Source organism: Paenibacillus rhizosphaerae (assembly GCF_014192015.1).
Taxonomy (GTDB): Bacteria; Bacillota; Bacilli; order Paenibacillales; family Paenibacillaceae; genus Paenibacillus_AQ; species Paenibacillus_AQ rhizosphaerae.
The window spans coordinates 121554-143866 of sequence record NZ_JACHXJ010000004.1; the positions used below are offsets into that span (position 1 = coordinate 121554).

Annotated in this window: 22 protein-coding genes; 14 read left to right on the forward strand and 8 right to left on the reverse strand. The window is 55.3% G+C overall.

All coding sequences use genetic code 11. From position 1 onward, the window contains the following. Positions 1–41: 41 nt before the first annotated feature. Both FHS19_RS22745 and FHS19_RS22750 read right to left on the reverse strand, forming a co-directional pair. The gene (locus FHS19_RS22745) at positions 42–785 is read right to left on the reverse strand and encodes an MBL fold metallo-hydrolase (RefSeq protein WP_246426772.1); all 744 of its coding nucleotides are present in this window, start codon (positions 783–785) and stop codon (positions 42–44) included. Between the two features lie 203 nt (positions 786–988). Further along, positions 989–1957, reverse strand: a complete 969-nt coding sequence (locus FHS19_RS22750; protein WP_183584110.1) for a hypothetical protein — start codon at positions 1955–1957, stop codon at positions 989–991. 283 nt (positions 1958–2240) lie between these two features. On the opposite strand from FHS19_RS22750, the gene desA reads away from it, so the two are divergent. The 3 genes from desA to FHS19_RS22765 all read left to right on the forward strand — a co-directional run bounded on the left by desA (position 2241) and on the right by FHS19_RS22765 (position 5106). After that, positions 2241–3299, forward strand: coding sequence for a Delta(5) desaturase DesA (desA, locus tag FHS19_RS22755; protein WP_183584111.1), 1059 nt, complete (start codon positions 2241–2243; stop codon positions 3297–3299). A 68-nt stretch (positions 3300–3367) separates the two neighbouring features. After that, positions 3368–4510, forward strand: a complete 1143-nt coding sequence (locus FHS19_RS22760) for a sensor histidine kinase (protein WP_183584112.1) — start codon at positions 3368–3370, stop codon at positions 4508–4510. Next, complete coding sequence (locus FHS19_RS22765) at positions 4507–5106, forward strand: response regulator transcription factor (RefSeq protein WP_116233021.1); 600 nt, start codon at positions 4507–4509, stop codon at positions 5104–5106. Before FHS19_RS22760 ends, FHS19_RS22765 begins: the two co-directional genes overlap by 4 nt. Positions 5107–5198: 92 nt before the next feature. Here FHS19_RS22765 and FHS19_RS22770 read toward each other — a convergent pair whose 3' ends face one another. Continuing rightward, positions 5199–6560 carry a sensor histidine kinase gene (locus FHS19_RS22770; RefSeq protein ID WP_183584113.1) on the reverse strand — a complete coding sequence of 454 codons (1362 nt, stop codon included), beginning with the start codon at positions 6558–6560 and terminating at the stop codon, positions 5199–5201. Then, positions 6538–7275 carry a response regulator transcription factor gene (locus FHS19_RS22775; RefSeq protein ID WP_183584114.1) on the reverse strand — a complete coding sequence of 246 codons (738 nt, stop codon included), beginning with the start codon at positions 7273–7275 and terminating at the stop codon, positions 6538–6540. Before FHS19_RS22775 ends, FHS19_RS22770 begins: the two co-directional genes overlap by 23 nt. Positions 7276–7439: 164 nt before the next feature. Here FHS19_RS22775 and FHS19_RS22780 point away from each other — a divergent pair, with 164 nt between their 5' ends. The 5 genes from FHS19_RS22780 (at position 7440) to FHS19_RS22800 (ending at position 12519) form a co-directional block, all read left to right on the forward strand. Next, positions 7440–8342 carry a hypothetical protein gene (locus FHS19_RS22780; protein WP_183584115.1) on the forward strand — a complete coding sequence of 301 codons (903 nt, stop codon included), beginning with the start codon at positions 7440–7442 and terminating at the stop codon, positions 8340–8342. A gap of 236 nt (positions 8343–8578) precedes the next feature. Next, positions 8579–9676, forward strand: coding sequence for a threonine aldolase family protein (locus FHS19_RS22785; RefSeq protein ID WP_183584116.1), 1098 nt, complete (start codon positions 8579–8581; stop codon positions 9674–9676). Positions 9677–9816: 140 nt separating this feature from the next. Further along, positions 9817–10323, forward strand: a complete 507-nt coding sequence (locus FHS19_RS22790; RefSeq protein ID WP_183584117.1) for a DedA family protein — start codon at positions 9817–9819, stop codon at positions 10321–10323. Between the two features lie 21 nt (positions 10324–10344). Further along, a complete protein-coding gene (gene msrA, locus FHS19_RS22795; RefSeq protein ID WP_183584118.1) occupies positions 10345–11016 on the forward strand; it encodes a peptide-methionine (S)-S-oxide reductase MsrA in 672 nt (223 codons plus the stop codon). Positions 11017–11340: 324 nt separating this feature from the next. Further along, the gene (locus tag FHS19_RS22800; protein ID WP_246426773.1) at positions 11341–12519 is read left to right on the forward strand and encodes an MFS transporter; all 1179 of its coding nucleotides are present in this window, start codon (positions 11341–11343) and stop codon (positions 12517–12519) included. A gap of 116 nt (positions 12520–12635) precedes the next feature. Here the strand turns inward: FHS19_RS22800 and FHS19_RS22805 are convergent, their stop codons facing one another. Together FHS19_RS22805 and FHS19_RS22810 are read right to left on the reverse strand one after the other, a co-directional pair. Further along, positions 12636–12929, reverse strand: coding sequence for a transporter (locus FHS19_RS22805; RefSeq protein ID WP_183584119.1), 294 nt, complete (start codon positions 12927–12929; stop codon positions 12636–12638). Positions 12930–12975: 46 nt separating this feature from the next. Further along, positions 12976–13293 (reverse strand): LSm family protein, encoded by a 318-nt coding sequence (locus tag FHS19_RS22810; protein ID WP_183584120.1) that lies wholly within the window; start codon positions 13291–13293, stop codon positions 12976–12978. A 355-nt stretch (positions 13294–13648) separates the two neighbouring features. On the opposite strand from FHS19_RS22810, the gene FHS19_RS22815 reads away from it, so the two are divergent. The 4 genes from FHS19_RS22815 (at position 13649) to FHS19_RS22830 (ending at position 17824) form a co-directional block, all read left to right on the forward strand. Then, a complete protein-coding gene (locus FHS19_RS22815) occupies positions 13649–14785 on the forward strand; it encodes a serine hydrolase domain-containing protein (protein ID WP_183584121.1) in 1137 nt (378 codons plus the stop codon). A 67-nt stretch (positions 14786–14852) separates the two neighbouring features. Continuing rightward, positions 14853–15701 (forward strand): MurR/RpiR family transcriptional regulator, encoded by an 849-nt coding sequence (locus FHS19_RS22820; RefSeq protein WP_183584122.1) that lies wholly within the window; start codon positions 14853–14855, stop codon positions 15699–15701. A 196-nt stretch (positions 15702–15897) separates the two neighbouring features. Next, positions 15898–17496, forward strand: a complete 1599-nt coding sequence (locus FHS19_RS22825) for an ATP-binding protein (protein WP_183584123.1) — start codon at positions 15898–15900, stop codon at positions 17494–17496. Between the two features lie 52 nt (positions 17497–17548). After that, positions 17549–17824, forward strand: a complete 276-nt coding sequence (locus FHS19_RS22830; RefSeq protein ID WP_183584124.1) for a hypothetical protein — start codon at positions 17549–17551, stop codon at positions 17822–17824. Positions 17825–17837: 13 nt separating this feature from the next. Here the strand turns inward: FHS19_RS22830 and FHS19_RS22835 are convergent, their stop codons facing one another. Together FHS19_RS22835 and FHS19_RS22840 are read right to left on the reverse strand one after the other, a co-directional pair. Beyond that, the gene (locus FHS19_RS22835) at positions 17838–18389 is read right to left on the reverse strand and encodes a GNAT family N-acetyltransferase (protein WP_183584125.1); all 552 of its coding nucleotides are present in this window, start codon (positions 18387–18389) and stop codon (positions 17838–17840) included. A gap of 154 nt (positions 18390–18543) precedes the next feature. Continuing rightward, positions 18544–18969 carry an Lrp/AsnC family transcriptional regulator gene (locus tag FHS19_RS22840; protein ID WP_312887330.1) on the reverse strand — a complete coding sequence of 142 codons (426 nt, stop codon included), beginning with the start codon at positions 18967–18969 and terminating at the stop codon, positions 18544–18546. Positions 18970–19141: 172 nt separating this feature from the next. Here FHS19_RS22840 and FHS19_RS22845 point away from each other — a divergent pair, with 172 nt between their 5' ends. Next, positions 19142–19594, forward strand: coding sequence for a VOC family protein (locus FHS19_RS22845; RefSeq protein ID WP_183584127.1), 453 nt, complete (start codon positions 19142–19144; stop codon positions 19592–19594). Between the two features lie 174 nt (positions 19595–19768). After that, the gene (locus tag FHS19_RS22850; RefSeq protein ID WP_183584128.1) at positions 19769–22099 is read left to right on the forward strand and encodes a helix-turn-helix domain-containing protein; all 2331 of its coding nucleotides are present in this window, start codon (positions 19769–19771) and stop codon (positions 22097–22099) included. Positions 22100–22313 lie beyond the last annotated feature (214 nt).

The window sequence follows — 22313 nt, forward strand, 5'->3', positions numbered from 1 at the left end:
GCCGATGCGGCTTCGTAGGACGGGAGGAATAATAAGAAAGGTCAGTCCATACCCGCAAGCGCCTCAAGCTGAGCCCGAATAGGGCCGCGGACGAGACCGCCGTGATAACAAATGACGCTCTCGATCCCGTAATCCAGATACCTCTGCAGCGAGCGTACCGCCGTGTCCATATCCGGTGTGGAAGGGCGGTGGGCTCCCATAAGCTTGCCGTTGACGCTGAACATCGAATCCCCGGCGACCAGCGTTTGGCTCCGTTGCAGATACAGACTGAGGTGTCCCGGCGTATGTCCAGGTGTGTAAATCACCTCGATTCCTCCGCAATAGGGCAGCACCTGCCCGTCTTCCAGCGTGTGATCGACTCTGCCCTTAGGCAGGTTGGCGATCAGAAAAGAGACAATCCGCCTGCGCTCTCCTTCCGGCAAGCCTTCGAGCTGCCAGGCCATGTGCTCCATGGTTGCCTTCATTAGAGGGCGTTCCCCCTCAATATACGGTTTTTCCAACGGGTGGGCGTATACGTTGATGCTGGCGCCGGCTTCCCGCAGAATCTCCGGTAGACTGCCGATATGATCGATATCCTGATGAGTCAGCACGATTGCCCGCAGTCGCTCCGCCGGTACGCCGAGCCGCTCCATTTCGGTCCGGATCCGTCCCCACTGGCCGGGCGTTCCGGTATCCATCAGCACCGCGTCCTGGCCGTCCCATACGAGCGTCGGGTGTAACGTTTGGGGGCCGCCAAATCCATCAATCTGCAGTTCCAGCATGCTTACACCATTTTCAATGATCAAGGGAACACCTCCTTATAGTCAGGGAATAGCAAACGGGTTACGAAGATAAGTTTCCCTACCAGATTAACGATTCAAGCCGGCGTAAGGATACGTGGGCAGTGTGCCGATCGAAAAAACATCCCTGAACCAGGCGGAGAAAGGGACTGGACTTCCGCATAAAAAGGCGGAAGGCCTGTGGGCCTCCCGCCGTAATCGCATAAATATTAGGATTTCTTCTTGTCGGAGCCTCCAAAGTTCAGGCCGAGCTCGCCGTCATGGGTGCCGACATTGCCGCCGACCTTGAAGCTGACGCCTTTGCCGCCGCCAACCTGCGCCCCGGCATGCGCCCCAAGACCGTGATCGCCGCCCACATGGGCACCTGCACTGACGCCGGCTCCCTGCCCGCCGCCGACCTGGCTGTTCACATAGGCGCCGACGCCGTGATCTCCGCCAAGCTGGGCTTCCGTAGTCAAGCCGATCCCCTGCTTGATGCCGACATGACCGTCGGCATGGACGCCCAGGCCGTATTTGCCGCCCAGTTGGGCGCCGGTATCGAAGCTGAGGCCGTGGCTGCCGCTTACTCCGGCTTCACCTTGAACGCCGAGTCCGTAAGATTCGCCGCCGACATGTGTGCCGGCTTGGGTGCTTACTCCGGCGCTGTCCATCTGGCCGCTGGCGCTGACGCCAACGCCGTGCTTGCCGCCGATTTCCATGGAGGTGTTCATCTGAACACCTTTTGTGGATTCGGCTTTTTGCTCACCCTTTACGGCTTCGCTTTTCACAGGTTCTTCTTTTGCGGCCTTTTCCTTGACGGGTTCACTTTTTGCCGCTTCACTTTTCACGGGAGCTTCCTTTACAGCCTCAGGTTTGACTGCCGTATTCTCAGGGTTTGCCAGCTCTGTTTTCTCGGTAGAAGGGTTAATCTTGAATTTGTAACCTTGAGGCGTGGGCTCAACCCGGTTCCAGTCATAGGAGAACGGCTGCGGAGTGGTGGGGGCAAACGGATAAGGATACGAGTTGAGCTGCCCGTTCGTGTCATATGCGTAGTACGTGCGGTAGGGAACCGGATAGACGTATTGGGGCCACATATAGGGAAGGGCGTATGGATAAGAGGATCGCTGGTTGTAAGCATAAGCATACGGGTCCACGCATGGCTGCCAGCACGGCCCGTACGGATGTCCATTCGTAATCATGGGGAACCTCCATATTTGGATTTAATACTATAACCTATTCACATGGAGCCCGAGGTGACACCCGCCTATGGGTTGTTTTCTTTGCAAGAGCAGATGTACTATTTTGGGGCTGAGTTAAAGAGCCTGTTGGTCCTTCTCTTATGCCTCCGTATATGACGTTTGTCATACTCCCTACCTGATGTTCATGACTACTCGGTGACGGTCTGGTTTCCTATACTTAGGCTAGAAGACGTCCTCGGAAGCCCCGAGTATGACGGCATGCTTCATTCAGGGAGGAAGACAGATGAAAACACAAACCAAGGTCACCAATCTAAAAAAAGAAATGGCCCCCTTTGAGAAAAGCAATACGAAATCGAGCATCATGCAGGTTGTGACAACCCTGGGACCTCTGTTATTGCTCTGGTACGCTGCATATTTAAGCTTATCCGTATCGTATTGGATAACTGTTCCTATAACCCTTATTGCTTCCGGATTCGCCATTCGGACCTTTATTATTTTTCACGACTGCTGTCACTATTCTTTCTTTCAGAATCGGCGGGCGAACGAAATCATCGGTATGATTACGGGGATTCTGACGCTTGTGCCGTACCAGCAGTGGAAGAACGAGCACTCCATTCATCATGCCACGAGCAGCAACCTGGATAAACGGGGGATCGGCGATATGTGGGTGATGACGGTGGATGAATATGCTGCGGCGTCATGGACTAAGCGGCTGGCTTACCGGTTCTATCGCCATCCGGTTGTTATGCTCGGACTTGGGCCGATCTTCGTGTTTGTCATATCGTACCGTTTTAACCGTAAAGGAGCGAAGCGGAAGGAACGCATCAACACCCATGTGACGAATGCAGCGATTGTCGGTTTGTATGCAGCGATGTGCTGGGCGGTAGGCTGGGAGGCGTTCCTGATGGTACAACTCCCGATTTTATTCGTATCCGGGATGCTGGGCATTTGGCTGTTTTACGTGCAGCATCAGTTTGAAGATTCGTACTTTGAAAATGAGGACGAATGGAGCTACGTAAAAGCTGCGGTGGAAGGAAGCTCGTACTACAAGCTGCCCAAGGTGCTGCAGTGGATCACAGGCAATATCGGTTTCCATCATGTCCACCATTTGAGCCCGAAGGTGCCCAATTACAATTTGGAAAAGGCGCATAATTCGACGCCGCCGCTTCAGAAGGCTACGACAATTACGCTCGCGACGAGCTTGGCCTCTCTTAAATTCCGGCTGTGGGACGAGAAGAATAAAACATTTGTCAGCTTTAAGCAGATCAAACTTGGACGGCGGCAAAGCGAGCGTGGATCTAAACCCATAAAAGCCAGCAGAGCGGGCATACAAGGGGAATAGCGCCGTGATCCGGCGTTTATGATAAACTACAAGGAAAAACTATCGTTCGCACGTCGGGAGGAACGGCCTTGCAGAAATGGTATCAAATTTTCCACAGGAGCACAGGACTTAGTCCCTACGTGTGGGTCATCTTTTATATTGTCCCTTTTTACTTCATATTTCGTTCTTCGTCCACGGTTCATGTGGTGTTCGGCACCCTGATGATTCTGGCGTTCTTCGGCTGCTATGTGCTGTCGTTTGTATCCAAAGGCTGGTGGCTGTATTTTTGGACGTCCATTCAGATTCTGATATCCCTGGCAATGACCCTGATCTTTGGTTATGTCTATTTCGCGCTGTTCGTTGCGTTCTTTATCGGAAATATCCATCACCGGGTTGGATTCGTCACGCTGTATACGATTCACCTCGTCACGACGATGGTCACGGTGAATTATGAATATGTAACGCAGAATCCCGTCATGATTACCCAAATTCCGTTTGTTCTGATCAGTCTGATCGCGGTGATTCTGCTGCCTGTCACCACATACTATCGGAACAAGCGAGGGAAACTGGAGATACAGCTGGAGGATGCGAATAAGCGGATTTCCGAACTGGTGAAGCTGGAGGAACGCCAAAGGATTGCCCGTGATCTCCATGATACGCTGGGTCAGAAGCTGTCCCTTATCGGGCTGAAGAGTGATTTGGCCGGCAGATTAATCAGCACGGACCCGGCTCAGGCGCAGGCTGAGATCAACGATGTGCGTCAAACGGCAAGAAATGCTCTGAAAGAAGTGCGGGATATGGTCACGCAGATGCGCGGCACGCGCCTCGAAGATGAAATGTTCCGCATCAAGCAGATCCTTAAGGCAGCCGAGATTGAATTTGTTATGGCAGGAGACCCGATTCTCAGCAATACCTCGTTATTGGTTGAAAATGTGCTGAGCATGTGCCTGAAAGAAGCGGTGACGAATGTAGTCAAACACAGCGGCGCTACCGTCTGCTCGATCGTCATCGAGTCGTCTGCAACCGAGCTGACGATGAAGGTCATCGACAATGGAATTGGAATCCAAACGGACCCGGTCTTGGCCAGAGGAAGCGGACTGCGCGGGATGAAAGAACGGCTGGAGTTCGTAAACGGCAGCATGGAAATCACCGCGGGCATCGATCCGGGCACGAAGGTGATCATTAAAGTGCCCAACGCCGTTAAACACCCGGATAAGGAGGTCGTCATATGATCCGAATCGTTATAGCCGAGGACCAGCGAATGGTGCGAGGTGCGCTTGCCTCGCTGGTCAATTTGGAAAAGGATATGCAGGTTGTGGGCCAAGCGAGCAACGGCGAGGATGCCGTGAAACTGGTTCAACAGCTGAAGCCGGATATTTGTATCATGGATATTGAAATGCCGGGAAAGAGCGGACTGGAAGCGGCCGAGGAACTGAAAGGAAGCGGCTGCAAGGTGATGATTCTGACGACCTTTGCACGCTTTGGCTATTTCGAGCGGGCCATTAAGGCCGGGGCATATGGATACTTGTTAAAAGACAGCCCCAGCGAGGAATTGGCAAGTTCCATTCGGAGTATCATGGCGGGCAGACGGATTTATGCGACAGAGCTCGTGGACGATGCTTCCGGCCAGGAAAATCCGCTTACCCCACGGGAAAAGGACGTACTCGGCCTGATTGCCGACGGGAAGAACACGAAGGAAATCTCTAGTCAACTGGATATCACGCAAGGAACGGTCCGGAACTACATTTCCGTCATTCTGGATAAGCTTCAAGTCACGAATCGGGTGGAAGCCATTACTCGCTTCAAAGAGAAGGGCTGGTTCAAATGATCCGATCCCGAAGACCCCTTGGAATAGACTTTGGATGAACCTTAAGGTTTACCGGGTCCGTTTCCAGGGGGCATTTTTGTATGAACAGGCTTCTATTCGCCTGCAGCGGCCGGAAAGCTCATCGAGATCACGGCCCCGCCTTCCTGTCGGTTGCCTGCGGCGATGGACCCGCCGCACCGCTCCACGATCGCCCGGGAGATCGCCAGCCCCAAGCCGGATTCTCCGTCCTTGCCCTTTACGAACCGGTGGAAAAGGAAAGGGAGAAGCTCACCCGGTATACCGGGCCCATCGTCGCTGACGGTCACTTCGATCCGATCCTTCACGAACCTGGCGTGTACATCCATTTGTTCAACGGCATAGCGGGCGGCATTAGACATGACATTCAGCAGCGCCTGAAGCAGCTTGTCCCGGTCGGCGATGATGTCAAAACGGCCGGACAGCGGTTCGTAATCGATCCGCAGCCGGATCCCCTTCTTGACCAGCAGCGGATTCAAGCGTTCCGACGCTTCGGTGATCAGCTCCTTCAGGCACACGGTGTTCTTGCGGAATACGTCTTCCTCGCTGTCCAGCTTCGCCAGCAGAGTCATCTCCGTCACCAGCTTCTTGAGTCTGCTGCTTTCACTGATAATGATTTCGAGGCCTTTATGGACCCGCTCTCCCTCAAACACCCCGTCGCGAATGCCCTCCGCGTAGCCCGAGATGGACATCAGCGGGGTTTTCAGCTCATGCGACGCGTTTTGGAAAAACTGCTTTTGCACATGGTTAAACCGGTCCAGCTCCCCGGCCATGTCATACACGGACTCCGCCACGGAGCCGATTTCGCCTCCGGCTCTGATGAAGCGGACCTCGGAGAACCGGCGCTCCTTGACCTTGATCAGTTCCTCCTGCAGGCTCATAAGCGGCCGGATCAGCTTCTTTGTGATAAAGAGGCTGAATGCGACCATGAACGCACCCCCGACCCCGAATATAATCAGCAGCCGTTTCAGCAGCGCCTGTTCAATCGTCTTGACCCGGCTTACCGGCGTGAGCAGGGTAAGCGTTCCCTGGGGCATGATACTTACGGACGTGATAAACCTTTTGTCCGTCCCCTCTACGATGTCCTTAAAAGCCTGCTCGCCGGAAACGCCCTTCACGGCCTCAGCGATCTTCATGGCAGGATTCGGGGCGGTCACGGGTACGCTTTTCCCCTGGATATCCGTAAAGATAGCCGCAACTCCGCTGGTGTCCGCCATTTTAACCGGCAAGGCAGGTTCCGTGGACAACTCCGCCGCAACGGTTTGAATGGTGTCGACCCGCAGTTTGGCGGATATGACGGCCCCCATAGCCTTCAAATCCTCCTTCTGGGAGCCGATCAGGTGGTCCAGCAGGACGAAATGGATCACCACGGCCGTAACGGACAGGACCAGCAATAGCGCGATCCCGAAGGCCAAATTAATCTGATGCACGAGCTTCATTGTGAATGTCGCCTCCTTCGTGCCTTAACCGGTAGCCATGTCCCCAGATGGCTTCGATCGGTACATGCTCCAGCTTTTTGCGCATCCGTTTGATCAAGTGGTCGACCGCCCGGTCGCTGCCGAAATAGTCGTCGCCCCAGACCCGGGTCAGCAGCTCGTCCCGCGTGAAGGCACGGTTCGGATGCTCGGCCAGCACCTGAAGCATCGCAAACTCCTTGCTGGTCAGGTCCACTTCTTCCCCGTGCCAAAATACGCGCCGTTCGTCAGGAATCAGGTGCAATCCGCCCAACTCGATCCGGAGCGAATGGGACAGGCCCGCTGCAGCATCGGCGGATCCGCTCAGCTTATACCAGCGATGGAGCTGCCGTCTGATGCGGGCGACGAGCTCGCGGGGGCTGAACGGCTTGACGAGGTAATCGTCGCTGCCCAGCTCCAGACCCAAAATTTTATCGACCTCGTTGTCCTTGGCCGAGATCATAATGATCGGTACTTCCGCCTCCTGCCGGATCCGCCGGCAAAACTCGTAGCCGTCCATGCCCGGAAGCATGATATCCAGAACCCACATGTCCGGCGGTGCCGTCCGCCACAGATTCCAGGCTTCCTCTGCGCTTCCGAGGCCGACCGTGCGGTAGTTTTCCTTTTGCAAATACGCCTCGACCAGATCCCTTATATGTTCATCATCATCGACCACGGCGATGACATGACTGTTGTTCATCCCATGTACCTCCCGGATTGGAAATTCAACTCCAGTATATCAAGCGGGTGCCTGCCTATGGAATTCTGCCATTGTTTTTCCATAATTTCACCGGCGGGCTGCCACAATCGTTCCGTAGACTGGGACATGTAACACATATCCAACCTAAAAGGAGTGTTGAATCAATGATTCGAAACGCATGGTTGAAAAAGACGGTCGCCTCTGCGCTGCTCATGTCCGCAGTTGCTGCCCCGGCCGTTACGAATGCAGACGCGAGCGAACAGCCTCAAGTTTCTTCCGATGTTCCAACCAAGGTGGCTGCGATACCGGCAATAAAGGGAGCGGTGATTAAATCCGCCATAGCAGATCCGCTCGAGCTGGCCCAGAAATATGCGCCGGACACCGTAGAGGACTGGAAGCAGACATTGGAGCAGTTCAAAAAGGTGGCAGGAGAAGGTCCGCGCTTCTTCAGCGTCATTAAGGCGGTTCCTGTGGAAGAAGCAGCGAAAGTAAAAGCGGGCGAAGCTTCTCCGGTTACAGAGACGCTTCAGCCGGCAGTGAAAATTCCGGGGGAGAAGATCCGGATTGAAATCCTGGACAAGTTGAAGGACGAGGTGGCCGATGTCCTGGGTCAGGCCAAGGATTTGGGGCAAGCCGATGTGCCGGATCAGATCAAGGTGTTCGATAAAACCGAGGTGCTGGGCCAGCTCAAAGAATTGGACAAAGCTGAGGTATTGGGCCAGATCAAGGAGCTGGTGAAATCCGGAGCGACGGACCTAGCCAAACCTGTGGATGAGGCCAAGGCGCTCGGACCTGCCAAGATCATTATCTCCAAGCTGATGGATTTGAAGAATGAGGTCGGCAAGACGGATTCAGCCTCGGCAGCCGATCCGGAGCATCCCAAAACATTGAGTATTGCCGTCAGCAAGGAAGCAAGCGAGTCTGCCGTTGCCTTTATGAAGGCCCACATCGCTTTGCATGAGGCGGTTGAATCGAAGGATGAGGCGGCCATTAAGGACGCGCTCGCCAAGCTGCTCGTTCAATACAAGGCGCAGATCAAGGAGCTTGAAGCGGCGGCAAAATCTTAATCGTTCCATTGAGCAGTCCGTACAGACACATAGAGGAGATATGAAAGCAGCCCCTGATTCAGCCCCGGTTGGAGCGGGGCTGTTTGCGTGCGCAAAAAATTTTGCATCTCCCTTTAAAGATTTAGTATGCTAAAGACAGCAAACAACGATCGTTGTTGAACATGTCACGTGAACGGCCGGACGTAAGCGATGGTCCGGTTGCAATGCGCGAGTTGAAAGGGAGTCGGTCCGGACGAATGAATAAGGGTAAAACATTGGCAGAAGCAGGCAAGCAGGCGGAATATGTATTGGGGGGACACGGTCCCCGAAATCTGGAAGTGCTGAAGGAGGCCTTCCGGGAGGTGGACGGGTCCCTCGGTAGCGATGCCTACGGCAAAGGTAAGGTGATCGAGGATTTCCAGAACAAGATGGCGGCGTACCTGGGCAAGGAATCAGCCGTTTTCTTCCCGAGCGGGACGATGGCCCAGCAGATCGCGCTGCGGATCTGGTGTGATGAGAAGCAGGTGAAGAAGGTGGCATATCACCCGCTGTGCCACCTGGAAATCCACGAGGAAGACGGTTTGAAAGAGCTGCATCATATTGAACCGGTGCTGCTGGCGGACAAGGAACGCCTGATCCGGCTGGAGGACATTCAGCAGATGCCGGAAGACGTAGCCTGTCTCCTTCTGGAGCTTCCTCAGCGCGAAATCGGCGGCCAGCTGCCGGACTACGGCGAGCTCGAAGCGATTTCCGCCTATTGCCGTGAAAAGGGCATCCGCCTGCATCTCGATGGAGCGAGACTATTCGAGGTTACACCTTACTATGGAAAAACCGCCGCGGAAATCTGCTCGCTTTTCGACAGTGTCTATGTTTCTTTTTATAAAGGCATCGGAGGCATTTCCGGTGCGATTTTGGCGGGAAGTCCGGATTTTACAGAGCGGTCGAAGGTATGGAAGAGACGGCACGGTGGGGATCTGTTCAGCCTGTATCCGTATGTCGTCAGCGCTGATTATTATTTTGACCGGCGCATTGGGCGGATGGAGCGGTATTATGAGGAAGCCAAGGAGCTTGCCGCGCTGTATAACGAATGCCACGGCGTCACCACAAGGCCGGCCGTTCCCGTATCGAACATGTTTCACGTCCATATCCAGCTTGGCAAAGAGCGGCTCGAGGCGCTGCTGGTGGATATCATCAGCGAAACGGGCATTCAATTGAATCATTATGTAAAAGATAATGGGGCATGGGAGTCCTCCTATGAAGTCAGCATTGGGGACTTGTATGCCAAGGTGCCCAAAGAACAAATCCGGGACGCATTTCGGGCGCTGGACCGGAAGCTGAAGGAAGAGATGGGCTAAGAACAGGTCTAACTGTTGAGGATGGGATTCTTAATGGACCGGAAGGCGGCATACGTTAAAAGGTGGGGCCTGTCTGGCAGCGCGCCTAAAGGGCTTCAGGATGGACTATTTTTGCTGGGTATGGGAGGAACCGAAAGAGTATGGATACGCTGATGGGACTCATTGAGCAGGTGGGTTATGTTGCGTTCTTTTTCGTATTGTGCTTAGGCGTTATTGGCCTCCCGCTTCCGAACGAGGTGGTGGTCATGATCGGCGGGGTGCTTGCCGGGACGGGGCATCTGGCACCGGTCTCTTCGTTTATCACGATTTACCTGGGGATCTGTTCGGGCTTGACCGTCGGATTTGTCGTCAGCCGTCTGGCGGCAAGCCGCCTGCTCGACCGTCTGACCAGGTCCAAGCGAATGGCCAAGTATATTAATAAAGCGGAGCTGCTGAACCGGAAATACGGCAATATGGCCATGTGCATCAGCGTATTCCTGCCCGTTCTGCGAAACGTGACGCCGTATGCCGTCGGCATGAAAGGGATGGCTTACCGCCGCTTTGCACTGGTCTCTTACACGACGGCATTCGTATGGACGCTGCTGTATTTTCTGATCGGCAGCACGCTGGGCCTTCAGGTCGACGATATCAGCACGATGTTCGCCTAAATGTTGAAAGGAGTGAAACCAATGAGCGTACAAAATTCCGGATCCATTCATTCTCAAGAGCCAGGTATTGCTCCGGAGATGGCGACGCTGGGCATGGGCTGTTTCTGGAGTCCGGAGGCTTTGTTCGGCCATATGCCGGGGGTGATCCGGACGCGGGTTGGCTATGGTGGAGGAACGACATCTGATCCGACATACCGGGACATGGGTGATCATACAGAAACGGTCGAGGTCGTGTATGACCCTGGCGTCATTTCTTATTCCGACATTCTGAACGCGTTCTGGGACAATCACAACCCCTTGAATATTAACGATTACAAAGGCAGGCAGTATTTGTCGCTGCTGCTCTATCACGGTGATGGACAGCTGGAGACGATTCGTCAGGTTCTGGTCCAGCGCGAAGAGCAGGGAAAGGGGAAGCCGGATACGGAAATCGCTCCCCTTACGACCTGGTACCCGGCGGAAGACCACCACCAGAAATACTACTTGAAAAGGCATCCGGATGCGATCGAGCAGTTGAGCCGGCTCTATCCGTCGCATGAGGAGCTGGTGCATTCCACGCTGGCCGCCAGGCTGAACGGACTGGCCAAAGGATATACGAGCCTGGAGCGAATACAAAAAGAGATCCATACCTGGCTACTCCCGGACAAGGAGCGAAGCCTGCTGCTGGATACGGCCAAGCGGATTAAATGGTGATATATAACGGACGGATAAGCAAACCGAAGGAGAACGGGCTCCTTTGGTTTTTTTGTGTAACTCAAAACACACTTACAAATTGTAAGCTGGTCAAAATGGCAGGATTATCTCCAAATCATTTGCGTTCTTACGATTTGTTTGTACCTCACATATAATTCAATCAAGCGGAAGAACGGTGCACGTTGATATGCCAGACGTGGCCCGGCGCTGTACCGGTCTTGCGCTCATTGATTCTATGAGTATCGGCTTCAGGGTGCACTCCGGCATGTGCCGGCCATGCCTCGGATTCACCGGCTGCCGGTCGTATATATGGAGGGTATGAACATGATCCAACGAATAAATCGGTTCTATATTTATTTACTGACGCTGGGCGTTTTCCTGACCGCCACCTCAGAGCTGATCGTCAGCGGCGTGCTCAGTGAAATCGCCGGCGATATGAACGTTTCCGTCGGTGCGGCGGGGCAGCTGATTACGGCGTATTCTTTAGCTTTTGCGATCGGCACGCCGGTTCTAATTTCACTGACCTCTCGTCTCGGCAGAAAAAAGGTCATGCTGGGCGCGCTGCTGGTTTTCGCAGCCGGCTGTGGACTGTCCTTTGCCAGCACCCATTTTGCCCTGCTGATCGCCTCACGCATCATTCTAGGCATCGGTTCGGGCGTGTACCTGGTCGTCGTATTCAGCGCCGCCGCCAAGCTCGTCCCGGCGGAGAAGGTCGGCAGCGCCATTGGCACGATTATTCTTGGCTTCAGCTTGGCTATGGTGCTGGGAGTCCCGCTTGGCATCGCCATTACAGGCTGGATCGGCTGGAGAATGATCTTCATCCTGCTGGGAGCGCTGAGTCTGCTGATTATGGCGGCGATCTACCGAATCCTTCCGGCCGTGGAAGGTGATGAACCCGTACCCTTGGGACGCCAGCTGCGCTTGTTGGGCAGCGGAGTTATCGTAAGTGCCCTGTTCATTACGCTGTTCCGGGAGACAGGGAATTCGGTGATGTATACCTATATGACCCCGTTTCTGCAAAGCGTACTTCACATGAACGCCGCGGATGTGGCGGTGACCATGCTGGGTTTCGGCATTCTCGGGGTCATCGGCTCCCGACTGGGGGGCTACGCCGTGGACCGGTGGGGGGCCGTACGTCTCCTGCTGGCCGGTCTGCTCGTTCATGCCGCGGCCCTGTCGCTGCTGCCGGCGTTTTCTTCCTGGCTCGTTCCGGACCTCATTCTGATCGGCGTGATGATGTTTGCGATGTTTGTAACTGCGCCCGCCATTCAAACTTACTTTATCCAGCAAGCGCCGGAATCCTCCGGGCTCGTGCTCAGCCTGAATACGTCGGTGACCCATTTAGGCCTGGCGGCCGGGGCAGGCATGGGAGGAGCCGTGGTCAGCGCCACCTCCACCGTGCTGTACAATCCCTGGGTCGCGGGTCCGGTGGTCGCACTGGGCCTGGGAGCGGCTATCGTCTGCTTCCTTCTGGGCAGGAAGGTATCCCGGAGTCTAGCGTGACGATTGCGGATGCGGCAGCCATCCTGAACATATATGATTCCATGAAAAATCGGCGGTACGCCGGGGTGCGCCATGTCCCCGGGGTACCGCCGCTGTGTTTGTGAGTCGGGGCGGTTCTAGAAAAAACAGGAGAACGATCGGATGGTTCTCAGGTCCAGTCCTGAGTACGTCCAGAAAAATCCGTTCCAGCGGAATCCGGCAACGGAGGTCCGGCCGACGAAGACGGGATAGAACCAGAAACCCGGACCGCGTACGGTCCAAATAAACGTATTGCGGAAGAGGCAGCCGAAAATCGCGCCGGGATCCACAGCGAGCGCCGATGCGCCGGTCTGCGCAGGCGTAAATTGCGGCGGAGGGGATGAAGGCGGCTGCAGCTGGCCTTGAGGGCCAAAAGGGGGCATGAATGCCATGGGGATGACTCCTTTCCTTGCTCATTAGAGCATAGTTATGGCGTGCTCACGCTAGTAAGCTGATGACAAGCAGTTCGTACAGGACCAGGGGCAGGATGGTTTGGTTGAAGAAGAGGGGACGTCCGGGGATGAAAGCCCGGTGTCCGGATGACTGCGGAATTTGGATATACACGATACCCTTGTCGCAGTGCAAGAGGGTTCCTTCAAATACATCGCCGTCCAGCGTTTCAATCCGGACATGCTTATTGACATGTTGGCGGCACAGCTGGTTGAAGCGGTCCCGAGCCGAATGAAGCGTTTGGCTCATATGAGGCTCTGCCTGGTACAGCGTTTGGTGCTGATAGCCTGAATATTGAACACTCATGATGTTGACCTCCGTTTGGAATTGACCTGCTGCATCCTATGCAGATGCCTAGACGGAAGTGTCTTAAAATGAACAAAATGTCATAAACATCAGTAGGGACGGTCCTTAATGGCTGTGGATCAATGGATGCTGCCAATTTTAAATAAAAATTTCTAAATATTTGTTGTAAGTTGAAATAAAATTTCGCAAGCGATATAATAGGCACCAGAAATGTTAACATCTCAAGGCAGCATACAAGTAAGTTTGTTGACCTATTGGCGGGTGTTTATGGATATGCTCCGGTCAGTTCTGGACATTTTGCGCCTATTGAGTCTGCTACGACCCTGGAGGGAGCCGAAAAGCGGGAGGGAAGATCATGTACGCTGGTATAGCGGAAGGCGCTAAGGCGCTTGGCCTGAACCCGAAAGGGCTCGAGGCCGCCGGACGTGCCATTGAGCGGGAGATGGCCGCCGGGGTGATACCCGGGGCGGTGCTGGCCGTCACCCGGCACGGGAAGGAATGGGTTCATGCAGCGGGGAGGGCAGATCCGGGTCCGGATCATCCGCTCCCGGCCGGACCGGATGTCCTGTATGATTGTGCATCGCTGACCAAGGTGAGCGTCACGCTGCCGCTTGTGCTCGGGCTGATCGATGACGGCGTCCTGACGCTCGGTACAAAAGCTGCCGCCTGGCTGCCCGAGTTTGCCGGTGAGGGGCGGGAAGAGGTGACGATCGGACAGCTGCTCACTCATACCTCCGGTCTGCCGGCGGATCGGAATATCCACTCGCACGGCTGGACGCAGCCCCAAATGTGGGAGGCGGTCACCGGCGCGGCGCTGCAGTATCCGCCGGGCACGGCCGCCGTCTACAGCGATCTTGGCTTCCTCCTTCTCGGCCGGATCGCCGAGAAGGCGGCGGGCATGCCTCTGGAACAGGCGGCCAAGGCGCGGATATGGGAGCCGCTCGGCATGGCCGGCGCCGTCTTCGCCCCGCCAGCAGGGCTGCGGGCGCGGACCGCCCCGACGGAATATGACCGCGCTGCCGGCGGTCATCTCCAGGGGGTGGTCCACGACGAGAAGGCCCGCGCCCTCGGCGGCGTCTGCGGGCACGCCGGCCTGTTCGCCACCGCCAGCGATCTGGCGCGGTATGCGCGGATGTGGCTGGCCGGCGGCGCCGTGCCGGAGCAAGCCGCGCCGGGCGGCCAGCCGCGGCCCGTTCTGTCGGCGGCGGCCGTGAGGGCTGCAACCCGGACCTATACCGCCGGCATCGCCGGGGCGAACCGGGGGCTCGGCTGGGTCCTGAAAGGGGACCGCTGGGATGCCTCAGGCGACTGGATGGGCCCGCGCAGCTACGGGCACACCGGGTTTACCGGGACCAGCCTGTGGGTGGAGCCCGATCTGGACCTGGCGGTGGTGCTGCTCACCAACCGGGTCTATTACGGCCGAAGCGGCAGCGTAGGCGTGCTGCGGGCGGCGGTGCACAACGCGATTACCGCCGCCATCAGAGATGGATAACGATGTGAACGAGAACGAGCAGAGATGAGATCTGCTACGATACGATACGGGCAAAGGAGAGAGCATCATGAACGGGGGACTAGTCAGACTGCGAGAGATTTTGGACGACCTTACGCCCTCAGAGCACAAAGTGGCTGAATACATTCTCAGCTATCCGCACAGCATACTCGACATGTCCGTAGCGCAGCTGTCGGCGGAAAGCGGCGGCAGCCAGGCGGCGATCATCCGCTTGTGCAAGTCCATGGGGGTAAAAGGATACCCGGAGCTGAAGCTGAAGGTGGCCGGAGACTTGAACCAGAGCGAGGAGCGCTATGAGTACCGGGAGATCCGCCCGGGCGATTCCATGGAGCAAATTATCCAAACGGTGTCCGCCAACAACATACAGTCGATCCGGGACACGGTTACGATTCTAGATCCGAAGACCATGGAACTTGCGGTGGAGGCGTTAAGCCAAGCCTCCCGAATTTTTTTCTACGGTCTCGGGGCTTCCCATCTGATCGCGCAGGATGCGCATCACAAATTTTTGCGGATCAACAAGACAAGCCATTCCTTTACCGATCCGCATCTGGAGCTGACCTCGGCGGTCATGCTGAATCCAGGCGACGTGGCGGTCGGCATTTCGTATTCGGGCGAGACGGCCCACGTCATCGAATGCCTGAAGGAAGCGCGCGCCTGCGGAGCCAAGACGATTTCCATCACCAAATACGGTAACAATGCCGTGTCGGCACAGGCCGATTATCCGCTCTACACGTCATCGACGGAGAACGAAATCCGCAGCGGCGCCATGTCGTCGCGGATGACCCAACTGAACGTCATCGATATTTTATATTTGGGCGTGGCCAGCCGGGAATACGATCAATCGGTCCGGTATTTGAAGAAAAGCCGGGAGATTATCAAGCGCCTGACGGGCCGCTGATCGGAACAGGCTATGGCTTATCCTTATCCTAATACATCCTCTTTCCTAAGCCATTGACGGCTCTGCGGGAAGGGGATGATTTATTTTCAGGAAAAATCTTCATATTATGCAGACGCTTCCGTCCCAAAGGATGATAGAATAGAGGGAATTGAGTGTCATCTTGGGATGGAATATCGGCATAAATGGGGTATAGGCAATGGATAAAGAGATAGGCCAAATGGATGATCGGCAGATCATTGCGGCTTTTAACGCGCACTACAGGCAGCGGGGCCTTGACCCCGCCAAGTTTCCCGTCCTCAGCAAGCGTTACACCAAGGAGGAATTGGAGGAACGGGTATCCTTTTATAAGGAATACATCGATATCATTCTGTTTTTCGTCAACAAGTTTCTTTCGACCATTCAAGGGACACCGATCCTGGTCACTGTGACCGACCAGTGGGGGTATCTGCTCGAATGTTACGGCGAGCCGATGTTTCTCGAGGCCATCGCGGAGCTGGGCGTTACCAAGGGGGTTCGCTATAACGAGGAAACCGGCACGGGCTCGGTTCCGCTGTGCCTGCGGTTTAAGCGTCCGTTTCAAACCTTGGGCGAAGATCATTTCTTCGAGGCGCTCCATGGCATGGCCTGCTACTCAGCCCCTTTCCACCGGGAGGACGGGGCGGTGCTTGGAACGCTCTCCCTGATGACCGGGGTCGATTCGGCCCATCCGCACCTGCTGACCCTGCTGTGTACCATGGTCGATTCCGTGGAGCGGGAAATGCTGCTTCGCCGGAATAACGCCCACCTTCACACGTTGAACCAGGTACTGCTGGAGGCAAATTACCAAGGGGTTGTCGTGACGGACGCCACCGGCCGGATTATCGACATGAACGATCAATACCTGAGGATGCTCCGCCTGGACGGCGGGGACAAGCATCTATATCTGGGTGCGCCGGTGCTGGAGCACCGCCTGGTTTCCCCCTATTTCGAGCGGGTGTTGGCCAGACAGGAGGAATGCATCGGCGTGGAGCTGCAGAACACCCGGATGGACTCCGACAGCTATTATATGCTGGACGTTCTGCCGGTTTTTGATAGGGGAGGCTCTCTCTGCCGTGTTATTGGCACCCTGCGGGATATTACGGAAATGAAAAGGACCGGGGAAGTACTGCGGAATACGGAGAAGCTGGTCTTCGCCGGCCAGCTTGCGGTCGGCATTGCGCACGAGATCCGCAATCCCCTGACCACCGTCAAGGGCCTCATTCAGCTTTCTGGTCCGACCTCGGGACTGCGGCATTATGACCTGATTATGTCGGAGCTGGACCGGATGAACCTGATCGTCGGTGAGTTCCTCATTTTAGGCAAACCGCAGGAAATTCGCTTCCGGGAAGATTGGTGCATGACGATTCTGCAGGAAGTGCTGAGCCTGATCGAAATTGAGGCGGCGAAGAGCAACGTCCGCATCCGGTGCACCTGCATCCGGGAGGAGAAAATATCCTGTGACCGCAATCAGATCAAGCAGGTGTTCCTGAACATCCTGAAAAATGCCATTCAGGCGCTGCCCGGCGGAGGCCGGATCGACATCGTGCTCGAGGCAGACGGCGGTTACCAGCGGATCCGGTTCATGGACAACGGAATCGGCATGCCCGGAGAGGTGCTGGAGCGGCTCGGCGAGCCTTTCCATACGACCAAGCTGGAGGGATACGGTCTGGGCATGATGATCGTGAAGAAGATTATAGCTTCCCACCGCGGCATCCTGAACATTACAAGCGAGCCCGGCAAGGGAACGACGGTGGAAATGGGACTGCCGATCGGTTGAATGAACATTCATTGGCTCAAAATGGGTTTCAGAGAAGAGAGGTGATCCTGGGATGAAGACGATCGGTACGTTGGTGGAAATCGTCAGAAATGTCGTGTACTTGTTCCTCGGATTATGCGTTTGCGGTTTTGCAGAAAAAAACCTGACGGCGAGAATAAACGGCAGAATGGATCTGATGCTGCTGGTGCTTCTTGCAGATCTGATGCTGCTGTTCGTCTTCCACCGTCAGGTCATCGGCCCGAAAGCCAACAAGCTTCCCGTTAGAACGAGAAATTATTTAATCCTCGCTGCGGTTCTGATCTTCATCGCGGTTTATATGCTGAGCTGACATCCGTTGACCGCTAAAACAACAGGTACCAGAAAACAGCCGTTTCCTGCGCATGCTCTTTCAAGCCCCGGTATAGGTAAGAATCAAAGCCTCCAATGACAAATCCGCAGCTTTCATAAAATTGGCACGCCCGCACGTTGTTGCTCTGCGTCTCCAGCATGAGGCCGGGCGTGTGGCCGGCCTTGGCCCAGAGCACCGCCTGCTCGATCAATTTCCGGCCGATGCCGTGTCCCCGGGCGCTCCGATCCACCCGAAGATCCTCGATATAGGCGTACCGGTTCCAACTTTTCGCCAGCATGATCCGGCCGACGGCCTGATCTCCCGCCAAGGCCAGGTAGACCGCGCGGTCCGGACGGCCGATGTACTCCGACAAATTTCCGCTGTCGCCCTGATCCGCTTCGTCGGGGTAGCTTTTTTGGTAACTGGGCACGACGGGCCTGACCGTATAACCGATCCCTTGTTCCGTAACGGACAAAATGAGCTCTGAATCTACCGTAAAGCTGCCGTCGATCTGAATGTGCTCCGGGTGGTCCCGGTCTGTCATTTCCCTGATCTGAATATCCATTTCTTTGTATCCTCCTGATTCGCGGTTGAATTTTGAAAAGGGATCAAAATGCGACCTTGCAATCCGAAGGCGGGGCTCTGACTTAACGAAATACAAGCTGTGCCGTCATTACGGTTCTCCTCCCATTCGGCAGAATAAGGAAACACCAGCTTCATCACAGCAAAATCCGGTGATCCAATATATTTTTCAGGCTGATATGCGATTTCGACGGTCCGAACCTTGCCAGGGCGTCCTGGAAGTCGGCTACCTCGTCGACGGATCCCGTTTGGACGTGAATGAGATAATTGTACTCCCCGCTGATACGGAACAAGCCCGTCACTTGCTTGGACTGCGTGCAAAATTCCACCAGCTCGCTGCAGTGCTCGGTCTTCATCAGGATAAAAGAGGTCGTTCCCCGCTGCAGCTCCCGCAGATTCAGGTCTGTGCTGTACCCCGCGATCACGCCCCGTTCCTCGAGCTTAACGATTCGCTCCTTCACGGAAGGCTGGGACATGGCGATCTGCTTGCTGATCTGGGCGATCGGCATTCGCGCTTCATGCTGCAGAAGCTTTAAAATTTTCAGGTCCGTATCGTCAACCACCGTGCTCAAATTCGCCATCTCTCCTTATTTTGATAAAAGATAAGGTAAGCATACGAAAATAACTTATGTTATGCAAAACTTGACGGCCAAATTCCTTATTCCATGCATGTCGATCGCGGAAATGAATCTATAAAATGAAAACGATACAAGAAGCACAAAGGGAGAGATGGGAATGAGCGTGAAAGGATTGGCCCACGCGGCCATTCAGGCGGAGGATTATGAAGGAACGCTGGATTTTTATATCCGGGTTCTCGGGTTTACGGTCGGTCACTCATGGAGCCTGCCTGCGTTTAAAATCAAGACGGCCTCGATGCTGGTGTCGCCTGACGGGCGGACTTGCATTGAGGTGTTCGACCGAGGCGCCGAAGTTCCGGCCGAGGGGGATAAGGCGCCTTCGCGCGAGGAAGTGAAGCACGGCGCCCTGCTCCATCTGGCATTCTACGTGGATCATGTGGACGAGATGGTGAACAAGGCACTCGCTCACGGGGCGCGAATTTATGTGGAGCCGGGGAATCTGGAGCTGGGTGAGCCGCCGCTTAGGGTCCGCAATGCGGTCCTGCACAGCCCGAACGGCGAAATTATCGAATTGGTCGAAGAAGTGGATTTTAACGTGGGAACCCGCTGAGGTTCCGTGTGCGATGGAAGCAGCCGAAGGCTTCGGCTGCTTTTTTGTATGTCACCTAACCTTACAAACTCGTTGATAAAACTTATGAAAGCACTTACAATGTTGATATTTAGACATGTTTCGCGATGGGTTTTGTCGAATCGGCATCCAGAATGAAGAGAGGAGAAGTGATCCATGCGATGGGCCAATGGATGGAAAACCCAGTACATTTTCGTTCGATTCATGATCCCTTATTTCTTATTCATGCTGTTTACCCTGCTTGCAGGGGCCCTGTTTTACAGGCAAACCTATGATGTGGTGAAAAAGGAAGTCACGCACAGCAACCTGCAGATGCTGGACCAGGTGAAGGAAACGGTCGACAGCCGTTTCAACGAGATTAACCGGATCTCCCTGCAGCTGCAAAGCGATCCGGCCGTTCAAAGCTTTCAGCAGGTGAAGGAACCGTTCCGGGACACAACGGCGTACAAGGTGTACAGGACGCAAAAAAGCCTCTACAGCTACAATGCAGCCAATGGATTTATTCTCAACTACTATCTAATCTTCAAAAATAGCGATTTGGCGCTATCCCCGGATTCCACTTATGAACTTCCCTCGTTCTACCGTTACATGTTCTCGGACCCCAGCAAGGATTACGCAGCTTGGAGGAATGATCTTCTCGGCAATTTTCGCAACCGGGAAATCATGTCGTCCGGATCCACGGTGTATCAAGGCAAGACGACGGATCTGCTGGCCTATGTCCAATCTCTCGGATACCCCGGCCATATTCAGGGGGCGCTGATGATTCTGGTGGACAACCAGCGCCTGCAGTCGCTTCTGCGGGGAATCGACATCTCCGACGGGGGCTGGGTATCCATCGTGGATGAGAAAGGACGCCTGGTTACGTCTCTGTCAAGCGGCGACATGGTGACCCGTCAGAGCCTGCCGCCGGGAGCGAAATCCGGAGTGATCGAGGCTTCAGCCGCTACCGGCGGCATGATGATGACCTACACCACCTCGTCTTATAACGGATGGTCCTATGTCGTTGCCCAGCCGCCCCATGTCGTCCTGAGTAAAGTGATGGCCATCAAGCATACCACCGTGACCATTCTCCTGGCGTTCCTGATTGTTGGCCTCATCCTTGCCTATCTGTTCGCCACCCGGAGCGGCAGGCCGATCGTGAACATCACAACTGCCCTGACATCCCGGCTGAACGGCGGGGAATTGAAGCGGCCAAAGGATATGTACGGCTATATCCAGCACTCGCTCGCGCGCCTGATCGACAACAACGACGAACTGCAGCAGGAAATCGAAAGACAGGCTCCGCTGCTGCGAGAGTCGTTCTTCGGGCGGCTTCTTCAGGGAGAATACCTGATGGCTGAACACGTCGAATCCCTGCTGAAGCATCAAAACGCCGATATTCAGGGCAGCGGCTGCGCCGTCGGAATCGTTCAGTTTCACCGCGGCGGACACCGGTTTCAGGAGGAGGAGCTGCGCGAGCTCGATATCGAACGCGTCCTCATCCAGGATATGCTGGGCCGGACGCTGAAGGGCTGTCCTTTCACTTACCCGGTCGCCGAGGATAGAATCGCCGTTCTGTTCGTCAACGGACAAGGCGATCCCGGCGCCTTCCGCAAGACGGTGGAACGGGAGCTGCAGCAGCTGACGCTGGAAATCAGCCGCCACGCGCTCCAGGCAGGCTTCGCGATGGGAGGCTACCGCACCTCGCTCCTTGAAGTGCCGGAATCCTTTGAAGAAGCGAGGCAGGCGCTCTCCCGGCTGCAGGAAGCCGGGACCAGCCAGTCCATCTGGTTCGAGGATCTGGCTCATGATCACCGTGGTTTTTATTTTCCGGCGGAATCGGAAAACCGCCTTATGAATTACATCAAAGCAGGCGAGACGGAGGAGGTCGGGAAGCTGCTTGCTTCCCTGTACCGGGAAAATTTCGAGGAGCGGCATCTTCCCTTGGGGATGCAGCAGCTGTTCGTTCTCGACCTGGTCGGCTGCCTGGTCAAAGTGCAGGATCAGCTGATGGTGAAGGAGCAGGCGGACATGAGGCACCTGCTGCAGCAGCTCGGCACGGCCAATCACCCGAAGCAGGCGTTTGACAACGCGGCGGAGAGATTCGCGGAAATTTCGGACGACATCGATCGGCGCAAGAAGAGCCGCAACGTCCAATTGATCCGCGATACGGTGGACTACATTCATCACCAATACGGACAGGCGGATCTCAGCCTCGATGCCGCGGCGGATCATCTGCATATATCCAAGGGGTACCTGTCGCAATTTTTCAAAGAACAGACGGGCGTCAATTTTTCCGAATACGTCGAGAACCTCCGGATGGACAAAGCCAAGCAGCTGTTGTCCGGGACCGGCCTGCCGATCCGGGAAATTGCGAAGCAGGTCGGTTACCACTCGTCCAGCACCTTCTGCCGGGCCTTCAAGCGCGGCAGCGGCATCAGCGCGACAGCGTACCGCGATATCGCACATAAGAAACCGGCGTCCCCTCTCCACCGTCAGGATGTTTAAGCGCTTTTTGGGCCAGGGATATCCTGGCCTTTTCGCTTTACAGAGATACCCCGCCAGCGTCCGGCTGCCTAAGACAAATACGCTCGAATCTTACGAAATGTATACAAGCCGAACAAAGGTCAACGGCCTTTCTGAACGAGGGTAAACCCGCCGGGGAACAGGCAATTTACACCTTGGGCGGTCCCGGTCTATGCTGGGTCCAATCAAGGGGGTG

Excerpts from the sequence above, each read along its gene's own strand:
- FHS19_RS22750 (WP_183584110.1), bottom strand. The coding sequence starts at position 1,957 with ATGATTACGAATGGACATCCGTACGGGCCGTGCTGGCAGCCATGCGTG.
- desA (WP_183584111.1), top strand. The coding sequence starts at position 2,241 with ATGAAAACACAAACCAAGGTCACCAATCTAAAAAAAGAAATGGCCCCC.
- FHS19_RS22765 (WP_116233021.1), top strand. The coding sequence starts at position 4,507 with ATGATCCGAATCGTTATAGCCGAGGACCAGCGAATGGTGCGAGGTGCG.
- FHS19_RS22770 (WP_183584113.1), bottom strand. The coding sequence starts at position 6,560 with ATGAAGCTCGTGCATCAGATTAATTTGGCCTTCGGGATCGCGCTATTG.
- FHS19_RS22775 (WP_183584114.1), bottom strand. The coding sequence starts at position 7,275 with ATGAACAACAGTCATGTCATCGCCGTGGTCGATGATGATGAACATATA.
- FHS19_RS22780 (WP_183584115.1), top strand. The coding sequence starts at position 7,440 with ATGATTCGAAACGCATGGTTGAAAAAGACGGTCGCCTCTGCGCTGCTC.
- FHS19_RS22785 (WP_183584116.1), top strand. The coding sequence starts at position 8,579 with ATGAATAAGGGTAAAACATTGGCAGAAGCAGGCAAGCAGGCGGAATAT.
- FHS19_RS22790 (WP_183584117.1), top strand. The coding sequence starts at position 9,817 with ATGGATACGCTGATGGGACTCATTGAGCAGGTGGGTTATGTTGCGTTC.
- msrA (WP_183584118.1), top strand. The coding sequence starts at position 10,345 with ATGAGCGTACAAAATTCCGGATCCATTCATTCTCAAGAGCCAGGTATT.
- FHS19_RS22800 (WP_246426773.1), top strand. The coding sequence starts at position 11,341 with ATGATCCAACGAATAAATCGGTTCTATATTTATTTACTGACGCTGGGC.
- FHS19_RS22805 (WP_183584119.1), bottom strand. The coding sequence starts at position 12,929 with ATGGCATTCATGCCCCCTTTTGGCCCTCAAGGCCAGCTGCAGCCGCCT.
- FHS19_RS22810 (WP_183584120.1), bottom strand. The coding sequence starts at position 13,293 with ATGAGTGTTCAATATTCAGGCTATCAGCACCAAACGCTGTACCAGGCA.
- FHS19_RS22815 (WP_183584121.1), top strand. The coding sequence starts at position 13,649 with ATGTACGCTGGTATAGCGGAAGGCGCTAAGGCGCTTGGCCTGAACCCG.
- FHS19_RS22820 (WP_183584122.1), top strand. The coding sequence starts at position 14,853 with ATGAACGGGGGACTAGTCAGACTGCGAGAGATTTTGGACGACCTTACG.
- FHS19_RS22825 (WP_183584123.1), top strand. The coding sequence starts at position 15,898 with ATGGATAAAGAGATAGGCCAAATGGATGATCGGCAGATCATTGCGGCT.
- FHS19_RS22830 (WP_183584124.1), top strand. The coding sequence starts at position 17,549 with ATGAAGACGATCGGTACGTTGGTGGAAATCGTCAGAAATGTCGTGTAC.
- FHS19_RS22835 (WP_183584125.1), bottom strand. The coding sequence starts at position 18,389 with ATGGATATTCAGATCAGGGAAATGACAGACCGGGACCACCCGGAGCAC.
- FHS19_RS22845 (WP_183584127.1), top strand. The coding sequence starts at position 19,142 with ATGAGCGTGAAAGGATTGGCCCACGCGGCCATTCAGGCGGAGGATTAT.
- FHS19_RS22850 (WP_183584128.1), top strand. The coding sequence starts at position 19,769 with ATGCGATGGGCCAATGGATGGAAAACCCAGTACATTTTCGTTCGATTC.